The sequence below is a fragment of the Pelistega ratti genome, assembly GCF_009833965.1.
GTDB classification, from domain to species: domain Bacteria; phylum Pseudomonadota; class Gammaproteobacteria; order Burkholderiales; family Burkholderiaceae_B; genus Taylorella; species Taylorella ratti.
This window is the reverse complement of record NZ_CP047165.1, coordinates 2,247,451-2,272,875: the sequence shown is the minus strand read 5'-3', so window position 1 is coordinate 2,272,875 and position 25,425 is coordinate 2,247,451. Positions and strand designations below refer to the sequence as shown.

Below are 25,425 nucleotides of genomic sequence, written 5' to 3'. Positions count from 1 at the left end.
GGGATTTGTGTTGATTATTCATGACAGAATACACTAATAGTATTACATATTGAGATAGCGCCACGATTAAAAAGCGTAATTAAAACTTTAATACAGGCATAGCGTAATAGGTATAAATTTATAGATAACCAATATAGGAAACGATAGCTAAAGAGTAGTATTACACTATCTGTTTCCCATTAGGCTATCTTTTATCATATTATTTGGCTGACATATTTAGTTTTCGTAAAATATAAGGGAAAACTACTTGTTGATTAATATCAGCATCTAGCAAACCTGCTTTCACATCACGCCCCATATGAATACCATTTGAGTTAATCCACGCTTCTTTTATCCCTCCCGGCATAGCTAATACATCAAGTAAATCTTGTGTTGGAATCATGCTATCTTTTTGTCCTCCTAAGACCAACATATCCGTTGTCGCTTTTGTCATATAACCCTGCTCTTTCAAAGATTGTTGTTTAAATACTTCAAAAAACTGTTGTTCATTTTTTACATCTCGCAGTAATTCAAACATAGCAGGATAAGCATCATAAAGATACTCATCACCTGCCATTACAGCAGAAAATTGCTCTTTTTCAAAGGTTACATCAAATGGGCCTGAATGCGAAACCACAGCGGTAAAATAATCAGGGTAATTAGCTGCCAATACATTCGCCCAATAACCACCAAAACTACCTCCATACATCACTACACGGGATTTATCAATTTGTGGGTTTTCTAAGGCTTTTTCCAATACAGAAATAATGGATGTCTCAGCACCTTTTTCTAATTTTGCTGGTGATTGTCCTGTTCCCGGCATATCCATTGTCAGTATGGCAACCCCTTGATCGATTAAGCTTGAAAACTGGCTAAATCGTACTTCTTTCCAACCATCTAGACCACCAACAATTAGTAATAATGGTACATTTTTAACATTTTTAGGTAAACCGAGTAAAGCAGGAACTGATTGACCTTGATAGTTACCATTAATTTGTTGAATATGGTAACCACGTGTTTCACTAGCTTGAATTGCTGCATTACGTTCCTTCTCATAAGCAATAGCACGCTGTGTCGAATCTAATGGAGCTGGCCAGCGTGCAAAATAATACAATTTTTGTGCGGTACTATAATCCTTAGCAGCCTGTTGTGCATCTTTCTTTTGTTCTGCTTGCTGAAAATATTTATCACCCTCTTTAATAAAGGCTGTTGCCCACTCATCCCGATTAAGCGAGTGAATATTCGATAAGGCTTGTTTTACATCTTCACTATTCATCGCTAATAAGGGATAAATACTTTTTTCAGCTCGGTATATAACCTCTTTCTTTGTTTCATCTAAACTACGATGAGTTACGATACTATCATCTGCCCTAGCTATCTGGGTCATACAAAACAATAAAGCAGAAGTCATTAAAACAAGTTTCATTTTATTTTTGCTCCTTTATTGATGATCCTACCAATTGATACACAACAGGATTCATTTGTGCATATTGTTGAATTTTATGACGATACTCTACTAGTTTCTCATTAGAGGCAATAGCTTTTAAGGTATCAAAATTGTTATATACTTCAATAGTGCTCACTGTTTTTTTATCCTGTGAGATTAAAGTTTGCTGACTAATAAAACCATTCCATTTCATTTTGACATTTTGCACTAACTCTAACTGTAAATTAGCAACAGTTTCTGGATTTTCACCCTCATTCATCGTAAAGGTATTGATAACCCAAACCATCTGATCAGACGATTGAGCAAATGCTGAAACCGAACTTACTAGACCAAGTGCTATTAAAGTCATTTTTAAAGTATGCTTTAACATTTGTATAATTCCTTTAAATTCAAACTAGTACATATTATTTTAACCTAAAAATTTAATTACGCAACAGATGTAGCGAAAATATAAAAGGATAATGATGAACACAATTACTCTAGGTCGTCCACTTGATGAAACTTTAACAAATACTATTCTGAAAACAGCCTCTGATCTCTTTTTTCAACAAGGTTATGAAGCTGTTACCATGGTCAAAATAGCCGAATTAAGCCATACATCACGTCAAGCTATCTATCGCCGTTGGGAAAATAAGCAAAGTTTATTGATTGATAGTTTGCATCTATTCAGTCCACCCAAGATTACACCTAGAACCGATACTCCAGCAAAGCAACAACTTATTGATTATGTAAATTATGCAATAAGTGTTGTTGAACCCAATCCATTGGCATTTCGCCATTTAGTCTGTGATTTACAGCGAAACTTAACACTACACCAACGGTTTAATGAGCGTTTTATTGTCCCTCGCTCTGAAATCTTGACACAAATTATTAGGTATGGGATTAATTCGGGGGAATTAGAAAGTCACTTAAATATCAAACTGTTAATTAACTGTATTCATGGTACGTTATGGCTCAGAATTTTACGCTGTGAGCCTTTTGATAAACAGTTCGCGATAGATTTGATTGAAATGTTGTTATAAAAGACTAATGCTTGGGAACAGCGGAAGTTAAAAGAAATATCTAAAAAAGTAACTGAAAAAAATAGTAATAATCAATATTCTGAAACTTTAACAAACTCAGCTGAGTTCGGCATTATTAATCAACGAGATTTTTTTGATAAAGATATTTCAAACTCAGCCAATTTAGCTAGTTATTACATTGTTAAAAATGATGATTTTGTATACAACCCGCGTATTTCAAATTTAGCACCTGTAGGACCAATAAAACGTAATAAATTGGGGAGAACAGGAGTAATGTCGCCACTTTACTATGTTTTCCGAGTAATAAATGTAGATCAGAATTTCTTAGAAATTTTCTTTGAAACTTCAATTTGGCATAAATTTATGAAAGAAAATGGGGATAGTGGTGCAAGAGCAGATCGTTTTGCTATCAAGGATTCTCTTTTTATTGAAATGCCAATTGGTATCCCTCAAATCCAAGAACAACAAAAAATCGGGGTATTTCTCACTACACTAGATCGCTACATCACCATTCATCAGCATAAGTGATATAAAGTAAAATTAGATTAAATTCGATAATGATCGCATTACAAGATCAATATCTCGATTTTCTAGCTCTTGAATAATATGCAAATATGTTTTTTGTGTTGTTGTCATATTTGAATGTCCTAACCGTCTGGCAACACTAGCAATAGAAACACCTGCAAATAAGAGTAATGATGCATGAGTATGGCGTAAACCATGCAATGAAATAATCGGAATATTTGCTTTCTTACATCTACGCGTTAGAATATCATTAACAGTAGAGTTAAAAATTTTTTGTTTAACAAAGATAGGTTGATCTTCAGGGCTATCCTTAATCAAATCTGAAAATTGAATAATTGTTTTCCAATCTAATGGAATTTTACGGACTGAAGAGCGATTCTTTGTGGGCATAAACCCCCCTCCCTCTTTATAATTCCATGTTTTATTAATTGATAAGGTTTGATGTGAAAAATCAAAATCATTAGGTGTAATTGCTAATGCTTCAGAGAATCGCATTCCTGTTTTTGCAATCAATAAAATAAACCAATCCCAATTAAGTTCTTTTGTTAAATTTAACTGCTTAATGAGTGTATGTAATTCAAATTGGTTTAAATATTTAGGTTTTTTAACCCTTGCCGGTCTCCCTTTTATAATTGCTTTTCTAGTAGGGTCTCTACTTAGAAGCCCTTCATCAACAGCATCAAGAATTGCTCCTTTTAGCTGATGATGAAAATCCATTGTAGTTTGTCGTTCATGGTAACGCGCATAATCATTAAGTAACTTCTGATAAGTAATACGGTTAAGATCTTTTAATAATAATTTAGGAATTAATCGTTTAAGCCATGCTAATGTGAGTAAGTATTTTGACATCGTGACTTTTCTAATTGCTCCCTCTTTATAAATATGAATCCAATTTGAGTAGTACTGATGGAATAGTTCTTGCTTTGATGTTATCTCATTCATAATGAATTTCCTATAAAAATATATTTCACTTATGCTGATGAATGGTGATGTAGCGATCCAGTGCAGTGAAAAAGTCGCCGATTTTTTGTTGTTCTTCAATAGTCGGACAAAAAAAGGAGTAATTTCTTAATACAGCTAAACCTAAAAATTTTTGAGTATTTCCCGTATTTTTTTGTTGAATATATTGCATAAATAGAGGATTTTTTAAGAGTTGTAATAAAAACTTATTTTGTACACTACCACTATTTTTAATTAATCCAACATTTTTAATAGCAAACCCATCTTGTCTTACTAAAACAGGGTTTCCTATTGTTCCTATTAAACCAAGTAAAATATCTCCAATATCAACTCGTGAGCGCTTATTTATTTCTATATAATCTTTCTCCGAAATATACGAAACATTATCAAAATTCAATTCATTTTCAGATAGATTTTTGGATGTTATTAATGGATAACCTTGGGAATAATAACTTGGGGAGCTATGAGTTCCATCCCGAACATCTTTAACATCCCCCAACTTCCGCTGTTCCCAAGCATTAGTCTTTTTTTCAAAATTACAATAAAATTTCACCGTTTTTGCTATAAAAAAAGAGGCTTTTCGCCTCTTTTTGATTATGTTTTATTATGGAAGTTTAATTCCTAACAGTTTTAGCTGTTCATTGATTTCTTTTTCCAATTGTTTTATCTCTTGCTCATCTTGATTGAGTTGTTTTAGCACTTCATTAACATCAATTTCCTCTTCTTCCTCGAAGGTATCGACATAGCGAGGAATATTAAGGTTATAGTCATTTTCAATTATCTCTTCAATAGAAGCAACATAAGCATATTTTTCAATATTTTGACGGGCTTTATAGGTATCAATAATTTTTTGAACTTGCTCATCAGTTAAACGATTTTGATTTTTACCCTTTTCAAAATTCTGACTAGCATCAATAAACAAAATATCCTTATTTTTACGATTCTTTTTAAAGACTAAAATAGTTGTAGGGATACTTGTACCATAGAATAAATTCGCTGGTAAACCAATCACCGCATCTAAATAATTACCTTGTGCATTGCTTGTATTATCACCAATTAATGCTTTACGGATTTTTCCTTCTGCCGCACCACGGAATAACACCCCATGCGGTAAAACAATTGCCATTGTGCCATGTTCACCTAAGTGGTAAAGACTATGCAGGATAAAAGCGAAATCCGCTTTTGAAGCAGGGGCCAATGCACCAAACGGTTGAAAACGAGCATCTTTTAATTTACGCTCATGGTTATCCCAATTAGCAGAATAAGGAGGGTTTGCTACCACCGCATCAAAACTACACAAAGGTTGATCAATCCCTTTTGCATCCACACCATCGGGCCAATCGCTTTCCAAGGTATCAGCATTGGATAAGGTCATATTTTTATAAGAGATACCATGCATCATTAAATTCATACGTGCAAGGTTATAAGTAGTAGTATTAAGTTCTTGTCCGTAGTATTTAATCGGTTTTGATTTGGGTAATTCATTTCCAACCGTTAATAATAATGAGCCTGATCCCATTGTAGGGTCATAAACAAGGAAGTTATCTTGATTATCCGCCACATCAAGAGTAACTAATTTTGCCAGAATCTTTGAAACTTGGTGAGGCGTATAAAACTCACCGCCTTTTTTACCGGCATTAGCTGCAAATTGTCCGATCAAATATTCATAAATTTCACCTAAAATATCCCGTCCATCATCATCTTTATATTCAATATCATCCACTAATTTGACAATATTTCCTAAAGATTTTGCTCTTTCATTGGTTGAATTGCCTAAGCGAGAATCTCCTAAATTGACATCATTGAAAACACCGCGAAAATCCGCCACTGCATCTTCATTTAAATTAGCATTTTGGTTGAAATTGTCAAACAAGGCTTGATAATCACTTGGCATCACTTCAGCATTGTGAATTTTCTGCATTAATGAATTCCAAGTATCTTTAGGGTTAATGGCATAGCCAAGGCTAGCTGAGATATCTTCTAAATAATCTTGTAGCTCATCTCCTGTCGCTTGCGCTAAATAAGCATCATTAATACTTTGTCCATCTTCAATCTCTACAATATGATTATCAAGTAAATATTGTTCTTGATGTTTTGATAAATAACGATAAAACATGAAGGCAAGAATATAATTTTTATATTCTGACGCATCCATTGTGCCACGAAGCTCATTTGCCATTGCCCAAAGTTTATTGGTGATTGTTTGTACATTGCTCATTTTTGATTCCTTTTATCTAAAAACTTTAAAAACTATAACTATTTATCTCTAAACAAACATCTGTTGTAAGAGAGATTTTTTCAAATTTTGTAAATTTTCCACCTTACGCTGATGAATGGTGATGTAGCGATCTAGTAAGGTGAAGAAGTTGCCGATTTTTTGTTGTTCTTTTAACTCGGGGTAAGAAATATCCATTTCCATTACTCTTGTTTTTGAAATGTTGTAACGAGAAATCCCCTGAGCCAATAATGTGAATTTTTGGCGGATCATCGGACTACGAAGTAAAAAAGCTAAGAAATATAGATCTAATTTTTCTTTCAGCCTATAGCCAAAGCAAAAACTGTTTAAGTATATGTTTTCAGCATTATCAAGCCATACAGAAGACATCCCTACCTCATTTGGTGTTTCTGATGAAGTTGTAAATAATATATCCCCATACTTTACAGAATTTTGTTTAGTGTCAATTTCTATACTATCTACACCGTTTAAATCTGAAATAGGATTATTGAATACGTTTAAATAAGTAATAAATTTTGCATTTCCATGACCAAAATCATCTTTTGTTTTACCTGATAATCCTGTAAAGGTAGTACCTATTTCTCCCAACTTCCGCTGTTCCCAAGCGTCAGTAAATTCAGGAAAACGAAGCTCTGGAAATGTTTGATTACTTTTTGGAAACATTTTTTGCAATAGCGATTTTTTCAATTTTTTCACGTTTTCTAACTTACGCTGATGAATGGTGATGTAGCGATCTAGTAAGGTGAAGAAGTTGCCGATTTTTTGTTGTTCTTTATAAGGAGGAAAAAAACTTTCAAAACTTAACAAGTTTTTTGATGTAATAGAAAAAACTTTTGTTCCTGTTCCTACTTTTTTACAATATTCTTTGAAACTTGAAGAATATAGCAAATAATATAGAAATAAATGATGTGATTTATATGGACGAATTGCAATAGTATGTAAACCAGCTACAATATTTTCCCTTGAAAAACAATTAACTACACAAGGAGAAGCAACTCCATAATAATCTTCTGAAGCATCAGCAACAACAATATCCCCAAAGTTTAAGAATTCTGTATATTCACCAATAATATTAGGCAAAATATTTATATCATCTAAAATATTAGCAATCCCACGATGAATATCCCCATAATGTATATACTTAGTATTTGTTCTTTCTTCTGTTTCTACATTTCTTGATAATGGATATGATTTTATTGAATTAGCCACATCCCCCAACTTCCGCTGTTCCCAAGCGTCAGTAAATTCAGGAAAACGTAACTTCGGTACAAGTTTTTTTACTTTATTCATTTATTTTTCCTTAATAAGGTTAAAAATATAATTAATTTCTAAGAAACTCTCTATTCCAATTTTTTTAAAATCTATGTTATACTTGTTTGCATAAGTGGACTGGGGGTTCCCGGTCGGCGTCATAGCCTTGGTGAGTTGCACCGAGGCTTTTCGCTTTTTCGGCTTCTGGAAAATGTTTTAACCCTTTCTGATCAAATCCATTTCCCACATTCTCACGCCCTCCTTCACAATAAAATTTCTCTCTTAGCAAATCAAATGCTTGATTTAGTTGTTTTGGAAATAAAATATGTTGCCCAATAGGTCTTGCCACCAAATCAGCTAATTGTAACCCTGTTGAGTTTGTACTTTTAGCTATAATCTTAATTAGAAAGGGTAAATTCTTCTTAAATTTATTTTCTCCATCACAAATACGGCGAAACTCAATTTCCAACTCTTTATCTTCTTTTTCACCACAGCTTTCCACAGCGACAAATGTCAGTTTATCTTCTTGCTCTTTTTCACTTACAAACTCATATAAGGTTTCTAAACAATGAGTTAGTGAAAAGTGATAAGGATGAATTTCTTTTTGCTTATTATGTAATTTTTGTTTTTCAATAACACAAGCTGCAAGAACAAAATTATTTTGCTCAATAATATCGGATAATCTCTGAAGAAAATCATCTTTTTCTTCTTTTGACGTAAATATAGTAAAGTCACCTAACTCTTTTCTGATTTCTCTCTCATGTAAAATTGCCAAATCATGACCAAAATAATCAAATTTTAGTTTTTGGATTTCGGGTACAATTTTAGTTCTATAATGTTCTTTGTAGAAAATACAAAATGCAAGAACAAAAACAGGATAGTATTCATCAATAGAGGTCAAGCTATGATCCCCACTTTCATCAACATACACAATAAAATCACTAAAATCTTGTCTTAGCATATCACTCCCCCACAAACTCATCAGCCAATTCATAAATCGCACTACGCAACTGATTACGATATTTCATTTTAGTCAGTTTTCTTATCTCATCATTTTGAGCAAGTGAAGGATAAGTAATACCCGCTTCTTTAATCAAATCTGTTAATTGATCCGCATCATCTAAATCTTTTTGTTGATACTGATGTTTGATAAAGAGCTGACGAAGTTGTGCATTTGTAATAACTTCTGTTAAACCCCATTGCAAACGAAAATCCAAAAATTGTTGTTCTTGGTTAGCTGTATTCGCCTGTTCAACAATAGCCACACCGTCTTTTTTCTCGACATCTTCCAAGGTAAAAAGCCCTTTTATAATAGCCTTAGTCGCACGGTTAATACGTTGTGCAAAACTACGGTCTTCTAAGCCATTAGCAAATTTTTCCAATTCTTTTTCTGTTTCTTTGGCTTGCTCAGTCTCCCCTGCACGAACTTGTTCTAATAATGTAGAAATTAATTCAGTCAAGTAATCGTAATTGACCTCTACATCTTTAACATGGGTCATTTTAAGCTCAATTTGCATGACTGGCACATTACGACTTTTTGCCAAATGAATCTTAAGTTCATTCGTCAGCGTATTAGTCAGCATACTTTCTTCCTCACTGGTCATCCCAAGTTCATGGATTAGTTTATCGGGATTTTCATAGTCAAAACCAATGATCTCACCATTTTCATCTTCAGCAGAATATTGCTTTATTTTGGCAATATTAGCCGTATAGATACGTAATTGCTCGAACATTTCCCATTTTTTTGCTTCGGATGGTGGCAACTGGCTAAAATCATCTGTTATGTTACGAAGATGTTTCACTATCTCTTTTGTTTCAGAGAGCAATTCCTCAAATTGAGGGGCAGTAATATTATCTTTAATATTATTCACTTTACGCTCTTCATCCGATAATTTGGCTGAATCTTTATTTGCGTAAATAGAGAGTGCTTCATTCATTAATTTTTCATTATGGGTAGGCCAGCGATAATTAATAACACGTCCCCATGGTTTTTCTCGCATATCTGCGACACGGTTTGTTCTTGAATAGGCTTGAATTAATCCAGCCCCTTTTAAGGTACGATCAACATAAAGGGTATTTAATTCTGGTGCATCAAATCCTGTCAGTAACTGATCCACTACAATCACTAGATCTAAGAATTGTTTATCTACTGCCGTACGATTCAAACGACTCGTGACATCTTGGGTATAAGCGGAGACATCAGCCATCGTAAAATTCGTACCAAACTCATTGTTATAATGCTCAATTGCTTCAGATAAGCCTTTATTCGTTTCAACCATCGTATCATTATTACTTGTATTTTGGCTAAAGGTAACGGCAACTTTAAGTGTAAACTCCCCCTTTTCTAACCGCTCTTTATTCACTCTTTGGAACTCACGGAAATACATCATTGCCATTGGTGTACTCGCTTTACCACCCCCTACATGGGTCGTCAATAAAGCATTGTATCGTCCACCATTACGTTTATTATCCCAATTTGAACGGTTTTTCCAGTGTTTAAAAATATCCTCTACCACCAATTTGATATGATCCTCATTTTCATCATAAAAACTAGATTCAATACTATCATCCATATCCTCTTGAGTTAAGTTGGCAATTTTTTCAGCAATTTGTTCTTCTGTCCAATCAGGATATTTATGACGATAGAATTTAGGAAGATAATCTTTTTTCATACTTTCTTCACTAATGGTGGTTTCAAAATCCACTTTAAAACCCAACACATTACGATCTGCAATTGCTTCTCGAATGGTATAGGCATGCAATAATTCCCCAAAAATATCTTCAGTACGAGATCCTTTTGTTGTACTATCAAACATAGGGGTTCCGGTATAACCAATCCATGCAGAATGTTTAAATGCCTTTTGAATATCGCTAAAATTATCACTCCCCGTAGAACGATGTGCCTCATCTACAATAAATACAATATTCTTCTCAGGGGCTTTGAAAGAGGCTCGTTTTACTAAGGTATCTAGCTTTTGTACCGATGTAATAATAATTTGACTACCTTTACTATGTAATTTGCGATTTAAATCCGTAGTCGTATGAGTATCCAATACGCTCCCTAGACTATCCTCTGTCGCATCAGGGTCATAAGCACGATAATTTTCATTTGTTTGGTTGGTTAAGGCAATACGATCGACTAAAAACACCACTTTATCTACCTTTGGTGAACGACTGGCTAACCAAGCTGTTTTAAAACTTGTAATTGTTTTACCTGAACCTGTCGTATGCCAAATATAACCTAGCTTATTAATTGCCTGATCAAAATCAGCCTGCTTGAGTTTATCCATTACACGACGTGTAGCATAGACTTGATAAGGACGCATAACTTTTAGAGTCTGTTTATTTGGCGTACCATCTAAAATCATATAATTGGTTGCCATTTGATGAGCCATTGGAATACTCAACATAGCATCTGCAAATTCTTTCCATTTATATACGGGTTTATTATCTGATAGACGTTGCCAACTAAAAGCAAAATCCTTATTAAAGCGATCTGCTGTGGTGTTTGCCATATATTTCACATTATTGGGTGTAATGGCTACAAGGATTTGTAACGTAGAAAAAATATCACTATATTGATTTTCAACGATATATTGATGCATTTGATTTAATGCTTCATTAATATCTCGTGTTTCTTTTTTTTCTTCAATTTGGATAATGGGTAAACCATTAATGAGTAAGGTAGTATCAAAACAGCGATTTTCTTTACCTGCAATCACAGCAGGACGTTTGATTTGATTAACAATTTGATAGACAGTATCACCTGCACCAATTTGTTTTTGATCAAAAACAGTTAAAAAAACATGACGGTCATCATCTAAATCAATTTCAATCTGTGAGATACCATTCGTACCATAAAGAAATTGTCCTGCCATATAAGGGGTAGATAGGTTAGAAATTGTTCGCTTAACCTGAGCAAATTCTGTTGTACTTAAGGGACGGTCTAAGGTTTTTTGATTCAGTTTTTCCAAGATTTGTTTAAAATTTGCCCATAAATCTTCAGTTGTTTTGATATGGGGTTCATAACGCCATAGCTGAGTGCGAATAATACCATCTACATGATAGCCTGTACTATTAGGCTCAGACATTGTATTTTCAGGTATTGTCACTGTACCTGTACAAAGATATTCAATAAGGGCTTTTTCAAATTTTAATTCAGATAGGGTATTTGTCATTTTACACTCACTGTTTGTAATTGCTGCCATACAAGTTGTTTCTCTAAATAAGCAACACGCTGTTTTAAATAAGTCAATCTTTGCTGTTTAAGGTAAATATCACCTATAAGGCGTTGTCTTGATAAAGGTGGTAGTTTAGGTAATTGAAGTGATTTAAGCTGTTTGGTTGTATATTTCAGTACTTGAGAACCTTGTAAACCACAAGATAATTGTTTGTGAATAGTTGGATTTTCATTCAATAAATACACCAAATAGCGGGGTTCAATCTGAGGGAGGGGAATTAATTTGACATAATTTTGTGTATATAAAAACTGATGATGTTGTTCACTCACTTGGGCTGCTTTTCCTGAAATTAAACTAAAAACAATATCTCCCGTTGAGAGCAAGCTAGTAATCTTATCCAATGTTCTTATTTCTTTAGATGAAATAGAATGATCCGATAAGCATAAATCTTGTTCAAGATGAGCTTGAGAATAATAAGTATAAACAGGTGCATTGACATCACTTATTTCCATTATACGGAACTGAGCCTGACCACTATGAAGTTCTACAATATCACTCAATAACATAATAAAATGTGTCTTTTAAAAATTACATAAATTTTATTATACATGAGTTTTTTATAAATACAAGTATTATTTTTTGTAATTTTTTTAAATTACAATTTCAAATAGTAGGGACTTTTTATGTAATTTATGCTTTCTAAATAGTAAAAATTTGGGGGAATATTTGGAGCATAAGGAAGATATTAATGATATTGGGCAATTATTTTGATAGATTTTAAAAGTAAATTTAGGGGTTGAGAATCACTAAATTTTGAAAATTGAATAGTAAAATTTTTAATAGAGTTTATTTTATAATTAGAATTTTGCTTATAAATTTGATAAGTTTTAAGTGTAATTGAAACTTTAGTTATTATTTTAAAAAGTTTTAAGTATAGTTGAAACTTTTAAAGGGTAAATAAAAAAGTCGCCAAAAATCATCACTAAATTTTTGGCGACTTTTCCTATTTTATTTCTAATCCAGCTTATTCTCCTTCAACCACTCCCTCAAATGCTTTGCCACTTCCACATTATTAGTATCAGACATCATAAAATGCGTATTGCCTTTAATCCCCACTTTTGGTAATTCCACCACTTTTACGTTACCGCCGTGTTTGTTCACCACATCCGCCCATTGTTTGGCGAGGCTTAGGCGGATACGCCATTGGTCTTCACCTTGGTTATCAGAGGGTTTATCACCGATAAAATCACCAAAATAAATCACAATCGGCATTTTAGTGAGTTTTTCAAAGTCCGCTTTACTGGCTACCGCCGGTTTAATATCGCCGAATTTACTGGTAATGGTTGGTGGTACTTCTCCCTCAGGGAATGGGAAATTGCCCGGTTCAAAAGAGGCAATGGCTTTCACCTTATCGCTTTGCATGCCGACCAGCCAGCCCACAATACCACCTTGCGAATGGGTAACTAAAACACCGTTACCTGTACGCTCAAATAATTTCACGATACTGTCGCTGATAACCACAGCATCAAATGCGCCAACATTAGGGGTCATCTGACGGAAAAATTGGTCTAATGAAGCCTTATCTTGCGGAAACGCAACGTCTTGATTGAAATTTGGATAAGTGCCGATACGGAATTGGGCGAACCAGAATTGATCGTCCGGTGTCGCTTTTACCTCTGCATCAACGGTACTGCGTCCTGATTGTCCACGACGTGGTTGGTCAATCAAATAAACGGGGAAGTTATAGCGTAAAAAGATATTTTGGAAACCCTCCCGACCGTCTGCCGTGGTTTGCCAAGTCCGCATTGATTGCCCTGCACCGTGTAAAAATACCAAGGGATAAGGACGTGGATTTGTCGGGATTTGATAAAACACGGTTGCGTGATCACCGTGTAAGGTTTGTCCGCCTGCTTGGATAGAAGCATTAAACACATCGACAAAGTTATTACTTTCCTTCCCTTTCACCATATCAGGCAATGGAGCATACACACCCTCTGATGTTTTTACCGAACCGCCAACGGCAAAACTGCCCTGTTCTTCAATAGAAAGCGGTGCGGCGATACTTTGCACGGCAAATGCGCAGGCTGTAAGCCATAGTGATAATTTTATTGATTTTTTTAGCATGGTATTATTCCTTAAAACTGATAATTCGGTGCTAACAAATGTTGTAATTTCTCATCGTGATGGGATTTCACTTCAGGTTGATTATCAAAAATCATTACTTTGCCATTTTCACGGGTATAGGCATCCCATTGTGGTAAACCCTCTGCATTTGGATTACCGGTTTTGGCAAAATTCGTCCATGCACGGCTCATTTTCTCGGCTAAGGCTTTTGCTTCTTTACCGCCACCGGTGGCTTGTGCCATTCGTTCCGTATTATTAAAAACAAAGGCAATTTCGGAAGTATGATAGCTCATTGGCACACCGTTAAAGACAGGCGTATCCCATGTGAACAGGTATTGATAAACAGGCGCACCATTTTGATCAGCTTTTAATCGCGCGGTTTTCAATGCCGGTGTACGCAAGAAACTATCCACATACAAGGCATCGGCAATTAAACGTTGAGGATACGCCTCACGGAACGCAGCAACAATCGCATCGGTTTTATCGCCATATTTCGCTTTTAAGCGTTCCATGGTTTCTGCTTCTGTCCACGTAAAGCGATTGCTTTTTTGTGAATTTTGTAAGTCCATTTGTAGCGGAAAACTGTCCCATTCCGTTAAATTTGAACCAATCAACAATGGAATATCTTTAGCTATCTCAGGGTATTTTTCGCCCACAGGCTGTTGTGGAATCACTTGACCGTCTAATGTTGGCGCCCATGATAAAGCGGTATCCCGATTGTATAAATCGGTCAAACCAAGTTCTTTTGCCGTTTGTAAATTGGCATTGATTGCCGCTTCGTTAATTTGCGCCGGGGTGAAATTTTTTAGGGTATCAAGTGCGGTCGGTTTTACCCCTAAATTGGCAAGGGTTAGCTCTGCCACTCGGCGACTTGCCTCTTGAGAGGTTAAGGTCATGCCCATTTTTTCCAATGCACCGCTTTGTACCACCGCTTTATGGAATAAGCCTTTAGCACTCGGCATTGCCATTAGCGTAAGGACTTTTGCTCCACCACCGCTTTCACCAAAAATCGTTACATTATCGGGATCGCCTCCAAATTGAGCAATATTCTCTTTCACCCATTCTAATGCCGCAACTAAATCCTGCATACCGACATTCGCCGACTGTTCATAGGGTTCGCCATAAGCGGATAAGTCTAAAAAGCCCATAGCATTTAAACGATGATTGACGGAAACAACCACCACATCCCCCGTGCGAGCCAAGTTTGTCCCATCATAACTGTCTAAATCATTAGAAGCGCCGGATTGAAACCCTCCGCCATGAATCCACACCATCACGGCACGTTTTTTTCCATCTGAAATGGAAGGCGACCAAACATTCAAGCTCTGGCATTGTTCGCTTTCCGTCATTTCAGGGCCGGTAAAAAAGAATGAACGTCCGCCCATCGGTACTTGTGGGCACGCATCACCGTAAGTCAGTGCTAATTTTTCGTCTTGCCAATTAGCGACTTTTTGCGGAGGCATAAAACGCTCGGCAGTCGCATAGGGAATACCTTTATAAGTAACGATACCGTTTTGTATATACCCCTGTACCTTACCTGCTTGGGTTTGTACCACTGCAATATGATTACCGGCTTGAACACCACTGTCTGCGGCATAAGATAGGGTTGCCATTGAGATTGAAGCAGAAAGCAATAAAAGAGGGAAAAATTGAGATTTAATGGATTTCATTATTTTCTCCTTGATCATCAAAGTGCGGTCGGTTTTCGCCATGTTTTACAAAAACCGACCGATTACAGATTAACCGCGGTGTTCCGCTAACCATTTCACCATATTAGGATCACGATGATTAAAGATAATCTCATCACAATTCAGTGTGGCAATTTGGGCTAAATCTTGCTCATCAAGGGTAAAACTAAAAATATCTCGATTTTCGATCATTCGCGATTCTTTCACAGATTTTGGAATAATCGCCACACCATGTTGATTTAACCAACGTAATACAACTTGTGCGACTGATTTACCATGTTTTTGCGCAATCGCCGTTAAGATCGGATTATCAAAAATACCAAACTTCCCTTCTGCCAAAGGCCCCCACGCCTGTTGTACTACCCCTAATTCTTTATGAAAAGCAATCTCCGCTTCACGTTGATAGAATGGGTGGGTTTCAATCTGATTCACGGCAGGCACGATATTATGGCAAGTGATTAAATCCATTAATCGATCCATATGGAAATTACTCACCCCAATAGCACGGGTTTTACCGGCTTTGTATAAATCTTCCATCGCACGCCATTGTTCATGCACATCACCAAAAGGTTGGTGCATTAGGTATAAATCCACATAATCCAAGCCTAAACGTTCAAGGGAATCGGCTAAAGATTTTTTGGTATTTTCATAGCCGTGTTCACGTTGAATCCAAAGTTTTGTCGTTACAAAAATTTCTTCACGAGGAATACCGCTCGCCTTAATCGCACGGCCGACACCTGCCTCATTGCCATACACCGCTGCCGTATCTAACAAACGATAGCCTATTTTTAATGCACTCAGTACGGCTTTTTCCGTTTCTTCATCACTGACTTGAAATACTCCAAAACCAACCATTGGCATTTCAATGCCGTTATTTAACTGTGTTAATTGCATTTTGTACTCCTATTTCGTTTGAATATTTTTATTATAAGAAACAAATCTTATTTTGATTAGTAGGTATTTTTTTGATAAGCTTTTGAGTAGGATTCAATAATTAACTATTTAATTTCAACACCATATCACAGTCTAATGAGGTTAGTAATGATTGGTATTCCCTCAACTTCTAATTAATTTATATTCAATGAATTGATAATATATAAAATTAGAAGTTAATTTCCTGTTTATGAGAAAACTTGATAAATTGGAAACCAACTTCCAATTTAACGTTTTCTCAAACTTACACTCTTACCCATTTCCACTATTATCCCCATCATATACAAGATTTTTTCCACTCCCAAAATCTCTATTTACCCTTCACTTATTTCCACTTTAATCCTACTTTTTAATAGAACACAAACTTTATTTTACGTAGTAGGTATTTTTTTGATAAACTTTTGAGTAGGATTCAATAATTAACTATTTAATTTCAACACCATATCACGGTCTAATGAGGTTAGTAATGATTGATAATATGAATGAATTACGTAGTTTTATTATCGTGGCACAAACCAATAGTTTTACCAAAGCTGCCGCCAGATTAGGGGTTTCAACATCGGCACTTAGCCACTCCATGCGAAAGCTAGAAGAGCAGCTTAAAATCAAACTCTTTAATCGCACCACCAGAAGTGTTTCCACTACAGAAGCAGGTGAACAACTTTTTAAACAGCTCTTTCCTTTATTTGAAAGTATCGAAGATAATATCAATGCTTTAAGCACTTTTCGGAATACCTTGAACGGTACATTACGCATTAATGGGGCAGACCATGCGTTTATGTATGCTATTTGGGATAAATTACTCGTCTTTATGCAAAAATATCCTGAAGTGAAACTAGAACTCACAAGCGATATGAAGTTTACTGATATTGTGGCAGGACGGTTTGATGCGGGTATTCGCTTAGGTAAAGAAGTGGATCAGGATATGATTGCTGTGCGGATTTCCGATGATATGCAAATGGCATTAATGGCAACTCCCCATTATCTGGAACAGCATGGTATTCCTCAATCTATTAATGAATTAACCCAACATGAATGTATTTGTGTCAGAATGCCGACCTCTGAGGGTATTTTTTTATGGGAATTTCTGAATACCGAAACAAAAGAAGTCATTAAATTTATGCCATCAGGCAGACTAACTGTGAACAATAACTTTTTAGCAAAGCAGGCTTGTCTCTCTCATCTAGGTTTAGCACTGATGCCAAAAGATAGAATGATAAATGAATTAGCAACTGGAAAAGTGGTAGAACTGTTAGCCAATCAGGCTATTCATTATGATGGTTATCATCTCTACTACCCCAGTCGCCGTCAACATTCTCCTTTATTTAAGGCATTTGTGGATATTTTAAAGGTAACATAAACCAATAGAATAGGGTTTTATCTTTTTCATAAAACCCTACTCCTTATCTTATATTATTTTAAATTTGCCTTAAAAAACTGCTCAAACTTATCAAAGGGGATTTTATCTAAATTATCATATAAATCCACGTGTGTTGCATTCGGTACAATATATAACTCTTTATCTTGACTACCCAGCGCTTTAAAAGCATCTTCTGAAAAATAACGAGAATGCGCTTTTTCACCATGCACAACAAGTGCTGGGGTTTTCATTTCTGCTGTATATTGTAAAATTGGCATATTGATAAGTGCTAATGCCCCTGTTGTCGCCCAAGAACCCTCGGGATTAGAATTGACTGAACGAGGATGAAATCCTCTTTTAGTGGTGTAATAATCTGAGTATTCTTTTACAAACAGTGGTGTATCAGAGGTAAATTGCTCACTGCGTAAATTATTTGCTGGTAATAAATCGGCATAACCATTTTTAGCGGCTTGCCAACGTGCATTATTGATATTTTGCTTCATTTCATAACGCGCTTTAGCATCAATACTATCGTTATAACCTTTTGCTGAAACACGTGTCATATCATACATAGTACTTGCAGCAACCGCTTTAATCCTCGTATCACTAATAGCTGCATTTAAAGCAAAACCACCCCAACCACAAATACCAAGAATACCGATTTCTTCTGCATTAACATTCTCTAACGAACCTAAAAAATCCACCGCAGCTGAGAAATCTTCCGTATTAATTTCAGGTGATGGCATATTCCGCGGTAAACCTGAACTTTCACCTGTAAAAGAACCATCAAAGGCAAGTGTTATAAAACCACGCTCTGCTAATGTTTGTGCGTATAAACCTGATACTTGTTCCTTAACAGCACCAAATGGACCACTCACGGCAATAGCAGGTAATTGACCTTTTATATTTTTAGGAATATATAAATCACCTGCTAATACTAATCCATAGCGATTTTGAAAAGTAACTTTACGATGCTCTACTTTATTACTTTGTAGAAAAACTTTATCCCATTCTTGTGTTAATTGAATGCGTTGTGCAGGGACGTCAATAACGGTAGCTGATATTGTATTTGCCATAGAAACTCCTGAAAATAAGGTCATACCAAGAAATAAGGCGGACGTAAGTGTTTTGAATGACATATTAACTTTCATTTTTTATCTCCTGTACTAATGAGGTTATTGTAATCAGATAACTATTACATTACAATCAATAAAAATGGAATTATCTATTGCTAAAAAGAGAATAATTAAATGAATAAACTAAACGCACTTCATTATTTTTGTATCGCCAGTGAAACATTAAATTTTCGAGAAGCTGCTATACAGCTTTCTATTTCACCCTCTGTGATGACGCGTGTGATTACTGAACTAGAACAAACCTTAGGTGAACAATTATTTAAACGAAATACACGACACATTCAACTAACAAGCTTTGGTGAACAATTTCTGATTAAAGCCAAGCAAATCATTGCCGATACCGATAGTCTTTTTCAATCAGGTAAATATAAAAATAACGAAATGGCAGGTATTGTAAGAATCACATTACCTCACTGGCAACATAACGATATTATTCTTACTGAGTTACTGAAAGCAGTTCAACCCTATCCTCAGCTTATTATTGACTGGCGAGAAGATATGGAAAAACTAGATACCGTAAAGCATCGTATTGACATTGGTTTACGTATTGGTAAAGTACCAAGACCTCATTTTATTATCCGACACATAGCAGAGGTACAAGATTGGATTGTTGCCTCGCCTCACCTCATAGAACGCCTAGGGAAGCCTAAAAATCTTGATGATTTACAGCAAAACTTTCCTTTTTCTATTCCTATTAATATTGAAACAGGGCGAGCATGGGAACTCCAACTCAATGAAACCCAAAAACTCTTACCAAGAAACATTAATTTTTACAGTACCAATCCCGAAAGTGAGCTTAAAGCTGCTTTACAAGGACACTCTGTTGCCTTTGTCAGCGAACTTCTTTGCAAACCTTATCTTGACAGTGGTGAATTAATCAAAATATTCCCAAAAATAAAAATTGACAAGTGGCAACTTTACTTATACCGCCCCTATCAAACGATTACATCACCTCATGTCTTATTTATTTTTGATCAATTAACCGATATTTTAAAAAAATATTATGGAAATATATAATATTTTTATATAAAGTTTTTGGGATATTTTCGCCTATGCTATAAGTGAGAAATATCATACTCAAAAAGAGTCTAGGTAAAAACATCAACTACCCTATATGCCAATCATCTAAGAAAAAAGATACGGCTTTTTTACCGTATCTTTATAAGAGTAGCCAATAGTTTATTTATCTATTTTTTAATTTTTGCAGCTAAGCGTTCAAATTTTGCTTTACTATCTTCCTTAAAAGCATCAATTTTGGCACTCACACTCGCTTTTAATTCTTCTACTTTATCTTTGATTTCCTCTTTACGGCGTTTATGTAGTGCTTCTCTAACCTGACGCGCTTGCTCTTGCTGTACTAATACCGCCGCAGCGACATCTTTTTGAACAACCGCTGCATCCCAACGGGCTACTGTTGTTTTAAAACGCGCAAAGAACTGATCTAACTCACTTTCATCTGTTTCTTGTGCTAATAAGACAATAGCCGTATCCCCATCCGATAGTTTTTGCGCAACATTACTTAATAAATCCGATTCACCCAATGTTTCTATTGAACCATCAGCACCACCAATTAAAGAACCCGTTGTCATACCAAGAATCATGCCTAAAGGCCCACCCCAAATACCAATTAACGCACCAATTAAACCACCTGTTAATGCACCATTGGCAACATTTGCCGTTAAATCACTTATCTGTACAGGGATAATCAAGCCATTTTCACGCTTAACAAGTGCAATTTGTGCAATCTGTGTTTTTTCTGTTTGCGTATAAACACTCGCCTCTGCAAATGCTTGATAGGCTTCACTAGGTACACTAAATAATGACACTACAACGTTCTGTTTCATGTATTTACTCCTTTTACATACAAAAAACTTCATTGGCTTAGTCGTTAACATCACATCCAAAAGAATCACTTTTGAGTGAGCAAGAAAGCACTTTATTACTTTACAGTCTAACAAAATAGAGATAATTTTCCTGTAAAAATAATTATTTTTTTGTGAGGGCTTACAACAAGAAAACGCTACCACCTAAGTTGGAAAAATATAAAAATGCCTTTTACTCACCAGAAAGTAAAAGGCATTGATAATACATTATATTAGGATAATCTAGAGTATGTCCTCAATTTATAGAACTCCTTATCATCAACTAAAAATAGGCTTGTTGGAGGGTGTATTTATAAGAAATTATCACTTATTTTTAAATAAATACTATCAATTCTTAGCTAAGAATTGATGAAAAAGTAAATTGAGGACATACCTTAATTAATCGATTATTTTTTACCACCAATTAATGACCCTAGCACCCCTCGAATTAATTGACGTGTCATACTCCGAGCTTGACTTTTGATCACTTGTTGCACAATGCCGTCTTTTTTACCACCTCGAGGGCCTGTACTGCCTAACATCAAATCTTTAACAGCACCTAAAATACCCTCATTATCGGTTTGACTATTTTTTGCTTGCTCTGCACCCTTTTGTTCCGCACGGCGTTGCAATACTTCAAAGGCAGATTCTCGATCAAATGCTCGATCATATTTCCCTCCAAAAGGCGATTGCTGGCGAAGTGCCATACGTTCACTTTCACTGGCTGGGCCAATACGACTGGCAGGTGGAACAACCCATGCTCGTTGTGTAACAGAGGGGGTTCCCTTTTCATCTAAACAAGAAATCAATGCCTCACCAACTCCTAGCTCTGTAATTGCAGTGGTTAGATTTAAGGACGGGTTTTGTCGCATTGTTTCAGCCGCTATTTTGACGGCTTTTAAATCACGTGGTGTGAAGGCACGCAAGGCATGTTGTACACGATTACCTAATTGTCCTAATACAGTATCTGGAATATCAAGTGGATTTTGTGTGACAAAATAAACTCCCACTCCTTTTGAACGAATTAGGCGGACAATTTGTTCAATACGTTCTACTAATACCGCGGGTGCATCATTAAAGAGTAAATGTGCTTCATCAAAGAAGAACACAAATTTTGGTTTTTCTAAATCACCTACTTCAGGAAGTGCCTCATACAGCTCTGCTAATAACCATAATAAGAAAACAGAATAAAGTTTTGGGGATTGCATTAACTTATCGGCTGCTAGAATATTGATATACCCCTGTCCATCACTATTGGTACGGATAAGGTCAAAAATATCTAACATTGGTTCACCAAAAAATAAATTTGCCCCTTGTGCTTCAATCTCTAATAAAGCCCGTTGAATCGCCCCAACAGAAGCGGGTGATACATTTCCGTATGTTTGACGTAACTCTGTAGCTCTTTCACTAATATGCGTTAACATTGCACGCAAATCTTTTAAATCTAAAATAAGTTGACCTTCATCATCAGCCACTTTAAAGACTAAATTTAAAACACCTGTCTGTGTATCATTTAGCCCTAATACACGAGAGAGTAATAAAGGCCCCATATCACTAATGGTTGCACGCACAGGATGACCTTGCTCACCAAAAACATCCCACAATACCGTTGGACAGCCAGAAAACTGAGGCATCGGTAAATTATATTTTTGAAGACGCTCTTCAAATTTAGGACTACTCTGCCCTGCTTGGGAAATCCCTGTTAAGTCTCCTTTAATATCTGCCATAAAGACAGGGACACCTAATTGAGAAAAAGCCTGTGCCATCACCTGTAATGTAACCGTTTTACCTGTGCCTGTTGCCCCTGTAATACACCCATGACGGTTAGCGTATTTTGGTAGTAAAAATACATCATGTTCAGCATTTTTTGCTAAAAGAATGGGATTTGCCATAGATTATCGTCCTAAAAATAATTTTTTTGCCTGCTTTTACCACTTCATTCGAGCGATAACACCACAATACTAATAAAAAAACTAAAGAATTGGTAAAATTATGGCTTAAATATTTATTTTATTCAACATTTCAATTGAGGTTTTTCAGTAACCTTACAGTAAGGATAATTATGGCTGGTCATAGTAAATGGGCAAATATTCAGCACCGCAAAGGTCGCCAAGATGCTAAACGTGGAAAAATTTGGACAAAAATCATTCGTGAAATTCAAGTTGCTGCTCGTGCTGGAGGCCCTGACCCTAATGCCAATCCAGCATTACGCCTTGCTTGGGATAAGGCAATGGCTGCCAATATGCCCAAAGACAATATTATGCGGGCTATTCAACGTGGTTCTGGTGGTGCGGATGGTGAAAATTATGAAAGTATCCGCTACGAGGGCTACGGTCCAGCAGGTGCCGCTGTCATCATTGATTGTATGACAGATAATCGCACACGAACCGTTTCTGATGTACGTCATGCACTCAGCAAATTTGGTGGCAATCTCGGACAAGATGGTTCAGTTACCTTTATGTTTAAGCATTGCGGTCAATTTATTTTTGCGCCCGGTAGTGATGAAGAAAAAATCATGGAAGTGGCACTAGAAGCAGGGGCGGAAGATATTATTACCGATGAAGAAGGTGTTATTGAGGTCATCTCTGCCCCTAGTGATTACACACAGGTAAAAGATGCTTTACACGCAGCAGGGCTTGTTCCTGAGGCTGAAGCGATTATTATGAAACCACTAAATGAAACACTTCTTGAGGGTGATGATGCGATTAAAATGCGTAAAATCCTTGATATGCTAGAAGAATTAGATGACGTACAAGAGGTACATACCACTGCTGTATTTGATGAATCTAATGAGGCATAACACTAGAAGTACATCTTTAATCAAATATCAGCAAAAGGAATTTTTATGAAAGTATTAGTAGTTGGTAGCGGTGGTCGTGAACATGCCATTGCATGGCGTTTATCACAATCACCCCGTATATCAACAGTTTTTGTAGCGCCGGGCAATGGTGGCACAGCACTTACGCCTTCCCTTCAAAATATTGCATTAAGCAAAAAAGAAGAGTTGGTACAGTTTGCTAAAGAAAATCATATTGCTTTTACCGTAGTCGGCCCTGAAGCACCACTTGCAGATGGCATTGTGGATACCTTCCGCCAAGAAGGTCTCGCTATTTTTGGCCCTACTCAAGCTGCTGCACAACTAGAAAGTTCCAAAGACTTTGCTAAAGCCTTTATGTTCCGCCATCATATCCCAACAGCCGCTTATGCAACCTTTACCGAGGCAGCAAAAGCTCATGCTTATATTGAAGAGCAAGGCGCTCCTATTGTGATTAAAGCCGATGGGTTAGCTGCTGGTAAAGGTGTTGTGGTTGCCGAAACCGTTGAACAAGCCCATCAAGCCATTGATGATATGCTAGGCGATGGCAAGCTCGGCTCAGCAGGTGCACGAGTAGTGATTGAGGCTTTTCTTAAAGGAGAAGAAGCGAGTTTTATCGTAATGGTAGATGGTAAAAATGTACTTCCTCTTGCCAGTAGCCAAGACCATAAACGTCAATTAGACAATGACCAAGGCCCTAATACGGGCGGTATGGGTGCTTACTCCCCAGCTCCCATTGTTAGTCCTACTTTGCATGACCGTATTATGCAGGAAATTATCTATCCAACCGTTAAAGGAATGGCCGCTGATGGGATTACCTTTACGGGATTCTTATATGCTGGACTAATGATTGATGAAGGTGATGATACTACCCGCTCAATCAAGGTACTCGAATACAATTGCCGTATGGGAGACCCCGAAACGCAGCCTATTATGATGCGTATTCGTAATGATTTTGCAGAAGTGGTTGAAAAAGCTATTGCAGGTCAATTAGATCAGGCAACGATTGACTGGGATCCACGCACAACATTAGGTGTTGTTATGGCAGCTGAAAACTACCCCGCCTCACCTAAAACAGGTGATAAGATTACAGGAATCCCAGCTACTTCCCAAGACTGTGTGACTTTCCATGCAGGAACACGTTTAGTTGATAATACCTTAGTCACCAGTGGTGGTCGTGTTTTATGTGTTACAGCAATTGGTGATACGGTTCAGCAAGCTCGTCAAACGGCTTATGATACGATTCAGCATATCCACTTCGATGGAGCGCAGTATCGTACCGATATTGCTTGGCGTGCTTTAAAAAAGGATAAAGTGTGATACCCAAAATCGGGCTATTAGGAGGGAGTTTTAATCCCTTCCACTTAGCCCATTTACACCTTGCCTTAGCGGCTATTCAGCATTTAGACTTAAATGAGGTACAATTTATCCCTGCTGGTCAACCTTGGCAAAAAAAAGGGGTATTAGATGCTTCACACCGCTTAGCCATCTTATCACGCTCTATTCAAGATATTCCAAAACTGAGTATTAACACCATTGAAATCGAACGTGATGGGCCAAGCTATACTATTGACACGGTAAAAGCATTACCAATAAGGGCCAAATACTACTGGCTAATGGGGACGGATCAACTCAATAATTTTTGTACTTGGCATCAATGGGCATCCATTCTACAGTATGTGCAATTAGTGATTATCAAACGACCCCACTACGATATTACAGCCCCACAGGCTCTACAAGAGGAATTACAGAAGCAGCAAAAGTCACTTATTTTTTTACCTTTTGATGAGATTAATTTATCCTCAACCATGATTAGAAATAAACTGATGGCACATGAAGATGTAAGTGCTTTTATGCACCCTGATGCCTTACAATATATAAAGCAACATCATTTATATCAATAATT

22 protein-coding genes are annotated in these 25,425 nt (G+C 36.4%); 7 read left to right on the top strand and 15 right to left on the bottom strand.

Annotated features, from left to right (window positions below; genetic code table 11):
- Positions 1 to 199: 199 nt before the first annotated feature.
- Complete coding sequence (locus F9B76_RS09925; protein WP_159991964.1) at positions 200 to 1,405, bottom strand: alpha/beta hydrolase family protein; 1,206 nt, start codon at positions 1,403 to 1,405, stop codon at positions 200 to 202.
- Position 1,406: 1 nt separating this feature from the next.
- Positions 1,407 to 1,796 (bottom strand): hypothetical protein, encoded by a 390-nt coding sequence (locus F9B76_RS09920; RefSeq protein WP_159991963.1) that lies wholly within the window; start codon positions 1,794 to 1,796, stop codon positions 1,407 to 1,409.
- 91 nt (positions 1,797 to 1,887) lie between these two features.
- Between F9B76_RS09920 and F9B76_RS09915 the strand changes: the two genes are divergently transcribed.
- Both F9B76_RS09915 and F9B76_RS09910 read left to right on the top strand, forming a co-directional pair.
- On the top strand, positions 1,888 to 2,448 hold the full coding sequence (locus F9B76_RS09915) for a TetR/AcrR family transcriptional regulator (protein WP_159991962.1): 561 nt from the start codon (positions 1,888 to 1,890) through the stop codon (positions 2,446 to 2,448).
- 36 nt (positions 2,449 to 2,484) lie between these two features.
- On the top strand, positions 2,485 to 2,976 hold the full coding sequence (locus F9B76_RS09910; protein WP_159992198.1) for a restriction endonuclease subunit S: 492 nt from the start codon (positions 2,485 to 2,487) through the stop codon (positions 2,974 to 2,976).
- 12 nt (positions 2,977 to 2,988) lie between these two features.
- On the opposite strand, the gene F9B76_RS09905 is transcribed toward F9B76_RS09910, so the two are convergent.
- The 10 genes from F9B76_RS09905 to F9B76_RS09860 form a co-directional block, all read right to left on the bottom strand.
- Positions 2,989 to 3,915 (bottom strand): site-specific integrase, encoded by a 927-nt coding sequence (locus F9B76_RS09905; RefSeq protein ID WP_159991961.1) that lies wholly within the window; start codon positions 3,913 to 3,915, stop codon positions 2,989 to 2,991.
- A 25-nt stretch (positions 3,916 to 3,940) separates the two neighbouring features.
- Complete coding sequence (locus tag F9B76_RS09900) at positions 3,941 to 4,486, bottom strand: restriction endonuclease subunit S (RefSeq protein ID WP_201289309.1); 546 nt, start codon at positions 4,484 to 4,486, stop codon at positions 3,941 to 3,943.
- 51 nt (positions 4,487 to 4,537) lie between these two features.
- A complete protein-coding gene (locus F9B76_RS09895) occupies positions 4,538 to 6,151 on the bottom strand; it encodes a type I restriction-modification system subunit M (protein WP_159991960.1) in 1,614 nt (537 codons plus the stop codon).
- Positions 6,152 to 6,199: 48 nt separating this feature from the next.
- Positions 6,200 to 7,459 carry a restriction endonuclease subunit S gene (locus F9B76_RS09890; RefSeq protein ID WP_159991959.1) on the bottom strand — a complete coding sequence of 420 codons (1,260 nt, stop codon included), beginning with the start codon at positions 7,457 to 7,459 and terminating at the stop codon, positions 6,200 to 6,202.
- A 76-nt stretch (positions 7,460 to 7,535) separates the two neighbouring features.
- Positions 7,536 to 8,381, bottom strand: a complete 846-nt coding sequence (locus F9B76_RS09885; protein ID WP_159991958.1) for a DUF3800 domain-containing protein — start codon at positions 8,379 to 8,381, stop codon at positions 7,536 to 7,538.
- Position 8,382: 1 nt separating this feature from the next.
- On the bottom strand, positions 8,383 to 11,628 hold the full coding sequence (locus tag F9B76_RS09880; protein WP_201289308.1) for a type I restriction endonuclease subunit R: 3,246 nt from the start codon (positions 11,626 to 11,628) through the stop codon (positions 8,383 to 8,385).
- Positions 11,595 to 12,167 carry a restriction endonuclease subunit S gene (locus F9B76_RS09875; protein ID WP_159991957.1) on the bottom strand — a complete coding sequence of 191 codons (573 nt, stop codon included), beginning with the start codon at positions 12,165 to 12,167 and terminating at the stop codon, positions 11,595 to 11,597. The genes F9B76_RS09880 and F9B76_RS09875 overlap by 34 nt, the downstream gene beginning before the upstream one ends.
- Positions 12,168 to 12,615: 448 nt before the next feature.
- A complete protein-coding gene (locus F9B76_RS09870; protein WP_159991956.1) occupies positions 12,616 to 13,725 on the bottom strand; it encodes an alpha/beta hydrolase in 1,110 nt (369 codons plus the stop codon).
- 11 nt (positions 13,726 to 13,736) lie between these two features.
- A complete protein-coding gene (locus tag F9B76_RS09865) occupies positions 13,737 to 15,395 on the bottom strand; it encodes a carboxylesterase/lipase family protein (RefSeq protein WP_159991955.1) in 1,659 nt (552 codons plus the stop codon).
- Between the two features lie 69 nt (positions 15,396 to 15,464).
- The gene (locus tag F9B76_RS09860) at positions 15,465 to 16,307 is read right to left on the bottom strand and encodes an aldo/keto reductase (RefSeq protein ID WP_159991954.1); all 843 of its coding nucleotides are present in this window, start codon (positions 16,305 to 16,307) and stop codon (positions 15,465 to 15,467) included.
- Positions 16,308 to 16,812: 505 nt separating this feature from the next.
- Between F9B76_RS09860 and F9B76_RS09855 the strand changes: the two genes are divergently transcribed.
- Positions 16,813 to 17,706: a LysR family transcriptional regulator gene (locus tag F9B76_RS09855; RefSeq protein ID WP_159991953.1), complete on the top strand. Its 894-nt coding sequence runs from the start codon at positions 16,813 to 16,815 to the stop codon at positions 17,704 to 17,706.
- A 53-nt stretch (positions 17,707 to 17,759) separates the two neighbouring features.
- On the opposite strand, the gene F9B76_RS09850 is transcribed toward F9B76_RS09855, so the two are convergent.
- Positions 17,760 to 18,857, bottom strand: a complete 1,098-nt coding sequence (locus tag F9B76_RS09850; RefSeq protein ID WP_243140644.1) for an alpha/beta hydrolase — start codon at positions 18,855 to 18,857, stop codon at positions 17,760 to 17,762.
- Positions 18,858 to 18,956: 99 nt separating this feature from the next.
- Here F9B76_RS09850 and F9B76_RS09845 point away from each other — a divergent pair, with 99 nt between their 5' ends.
- Complete coding sequence (locus F9B76_RS09845; RefSeq protein ID WP_159991952.1) at positions 18,957 to 19,859, top strand: LysR family transcriptional regulator; 903 nt, start codon at positions 18,957 to 18,959, stop codon at positions 19,857 to 19,859.
- 170 nt (positions 19,860 to 20,029) lie between these two features.
- Here the strand turns inward: F9B76_RS09845 and F9B76_RS09840 are convergent, their stop codons facing one another.
- Both F9B76_RS09840 and F9B76_RS09835 read right to left on the bottom strand, forming a co-directional pair.
- The gene (locus F9B76_RS09840; RefSeq protein WP_159991951.1) at positions 20,030 to 20,686 is read right to left on the bottom strand and encodes a DUF1269 domain-containing protein; all 657 of its coding nucleotides are present in this window, start codon (positions 20,684 to 20,686) and stop codon (positions 20,030 to 20,032) included.
- A gap of 425 nt (positions 20,687 to 21,111) precedes the next feature.
- Positions 21,112 to 22,596, bottom strand: coding sequence for a helicase HerA-like C-terminal domain-containing protein (locus F9B76_RS09835; protein WP_159991950.1), 1,485 nt, complete (start codon positions 22,594 to 22,596; stop codon positions 21,112 to 21,114).
- Positions 22,597 to 22,766: 170 nt separating this feature from the next.
- Between F9B76_RS09835 and F9B76_RS09830 the strand changes: the two genes are divergently transcribed.
- Genes F9B76_RS09830 through nadD form a run of 3 tightly spaced genes read left to right on the top strand, consistent with a single transcriptional unit; the run spans position 22,767 to position 25,423 of the window.
- Complete coding sequence (locus F9B76_RS09830; protein ID WP_159991949.1) at positions 22,767 to 23,504, top strand: YebC/PmpR family DNA-binding transcriptional regulator; 738 nt, start codon at positions 22,767 to 22,769, stop codon at positions 23,502 to 23,504.
- 45 nt (positions 23,505 to 23,549) lie between these two features.
- Complete coding sequence (gene purD, locus F9B76_RS09825; RefSeq protein WP_159991948.1) at positions 23,550 to 24,839, top strand: phosphoribosylamine--glycine ligase; 1,290 nt, start codon at positions 23,550 to 23,552, stop codon at positions 24,837 to 24,839.
- On the top strand, positions 24,836 to 25,423 hold the full coding sequence (gene nadD, locus F9B76_RS09820) for a nicotinate (nicotinamide) nucleotide adenylyltransferase (RefSeq protein ID WP_243140643.1): 588 nt from the start codon (positions 24,836 to 24,838) through the stop codon (positions 25,421 to 25,423). The genes purD and nadD overlap by 4 nt, the downstream gene beginning before the upstream one ends.
- Positions 25,424 to 25,425 lie beyond the last annotated feature (2 nt).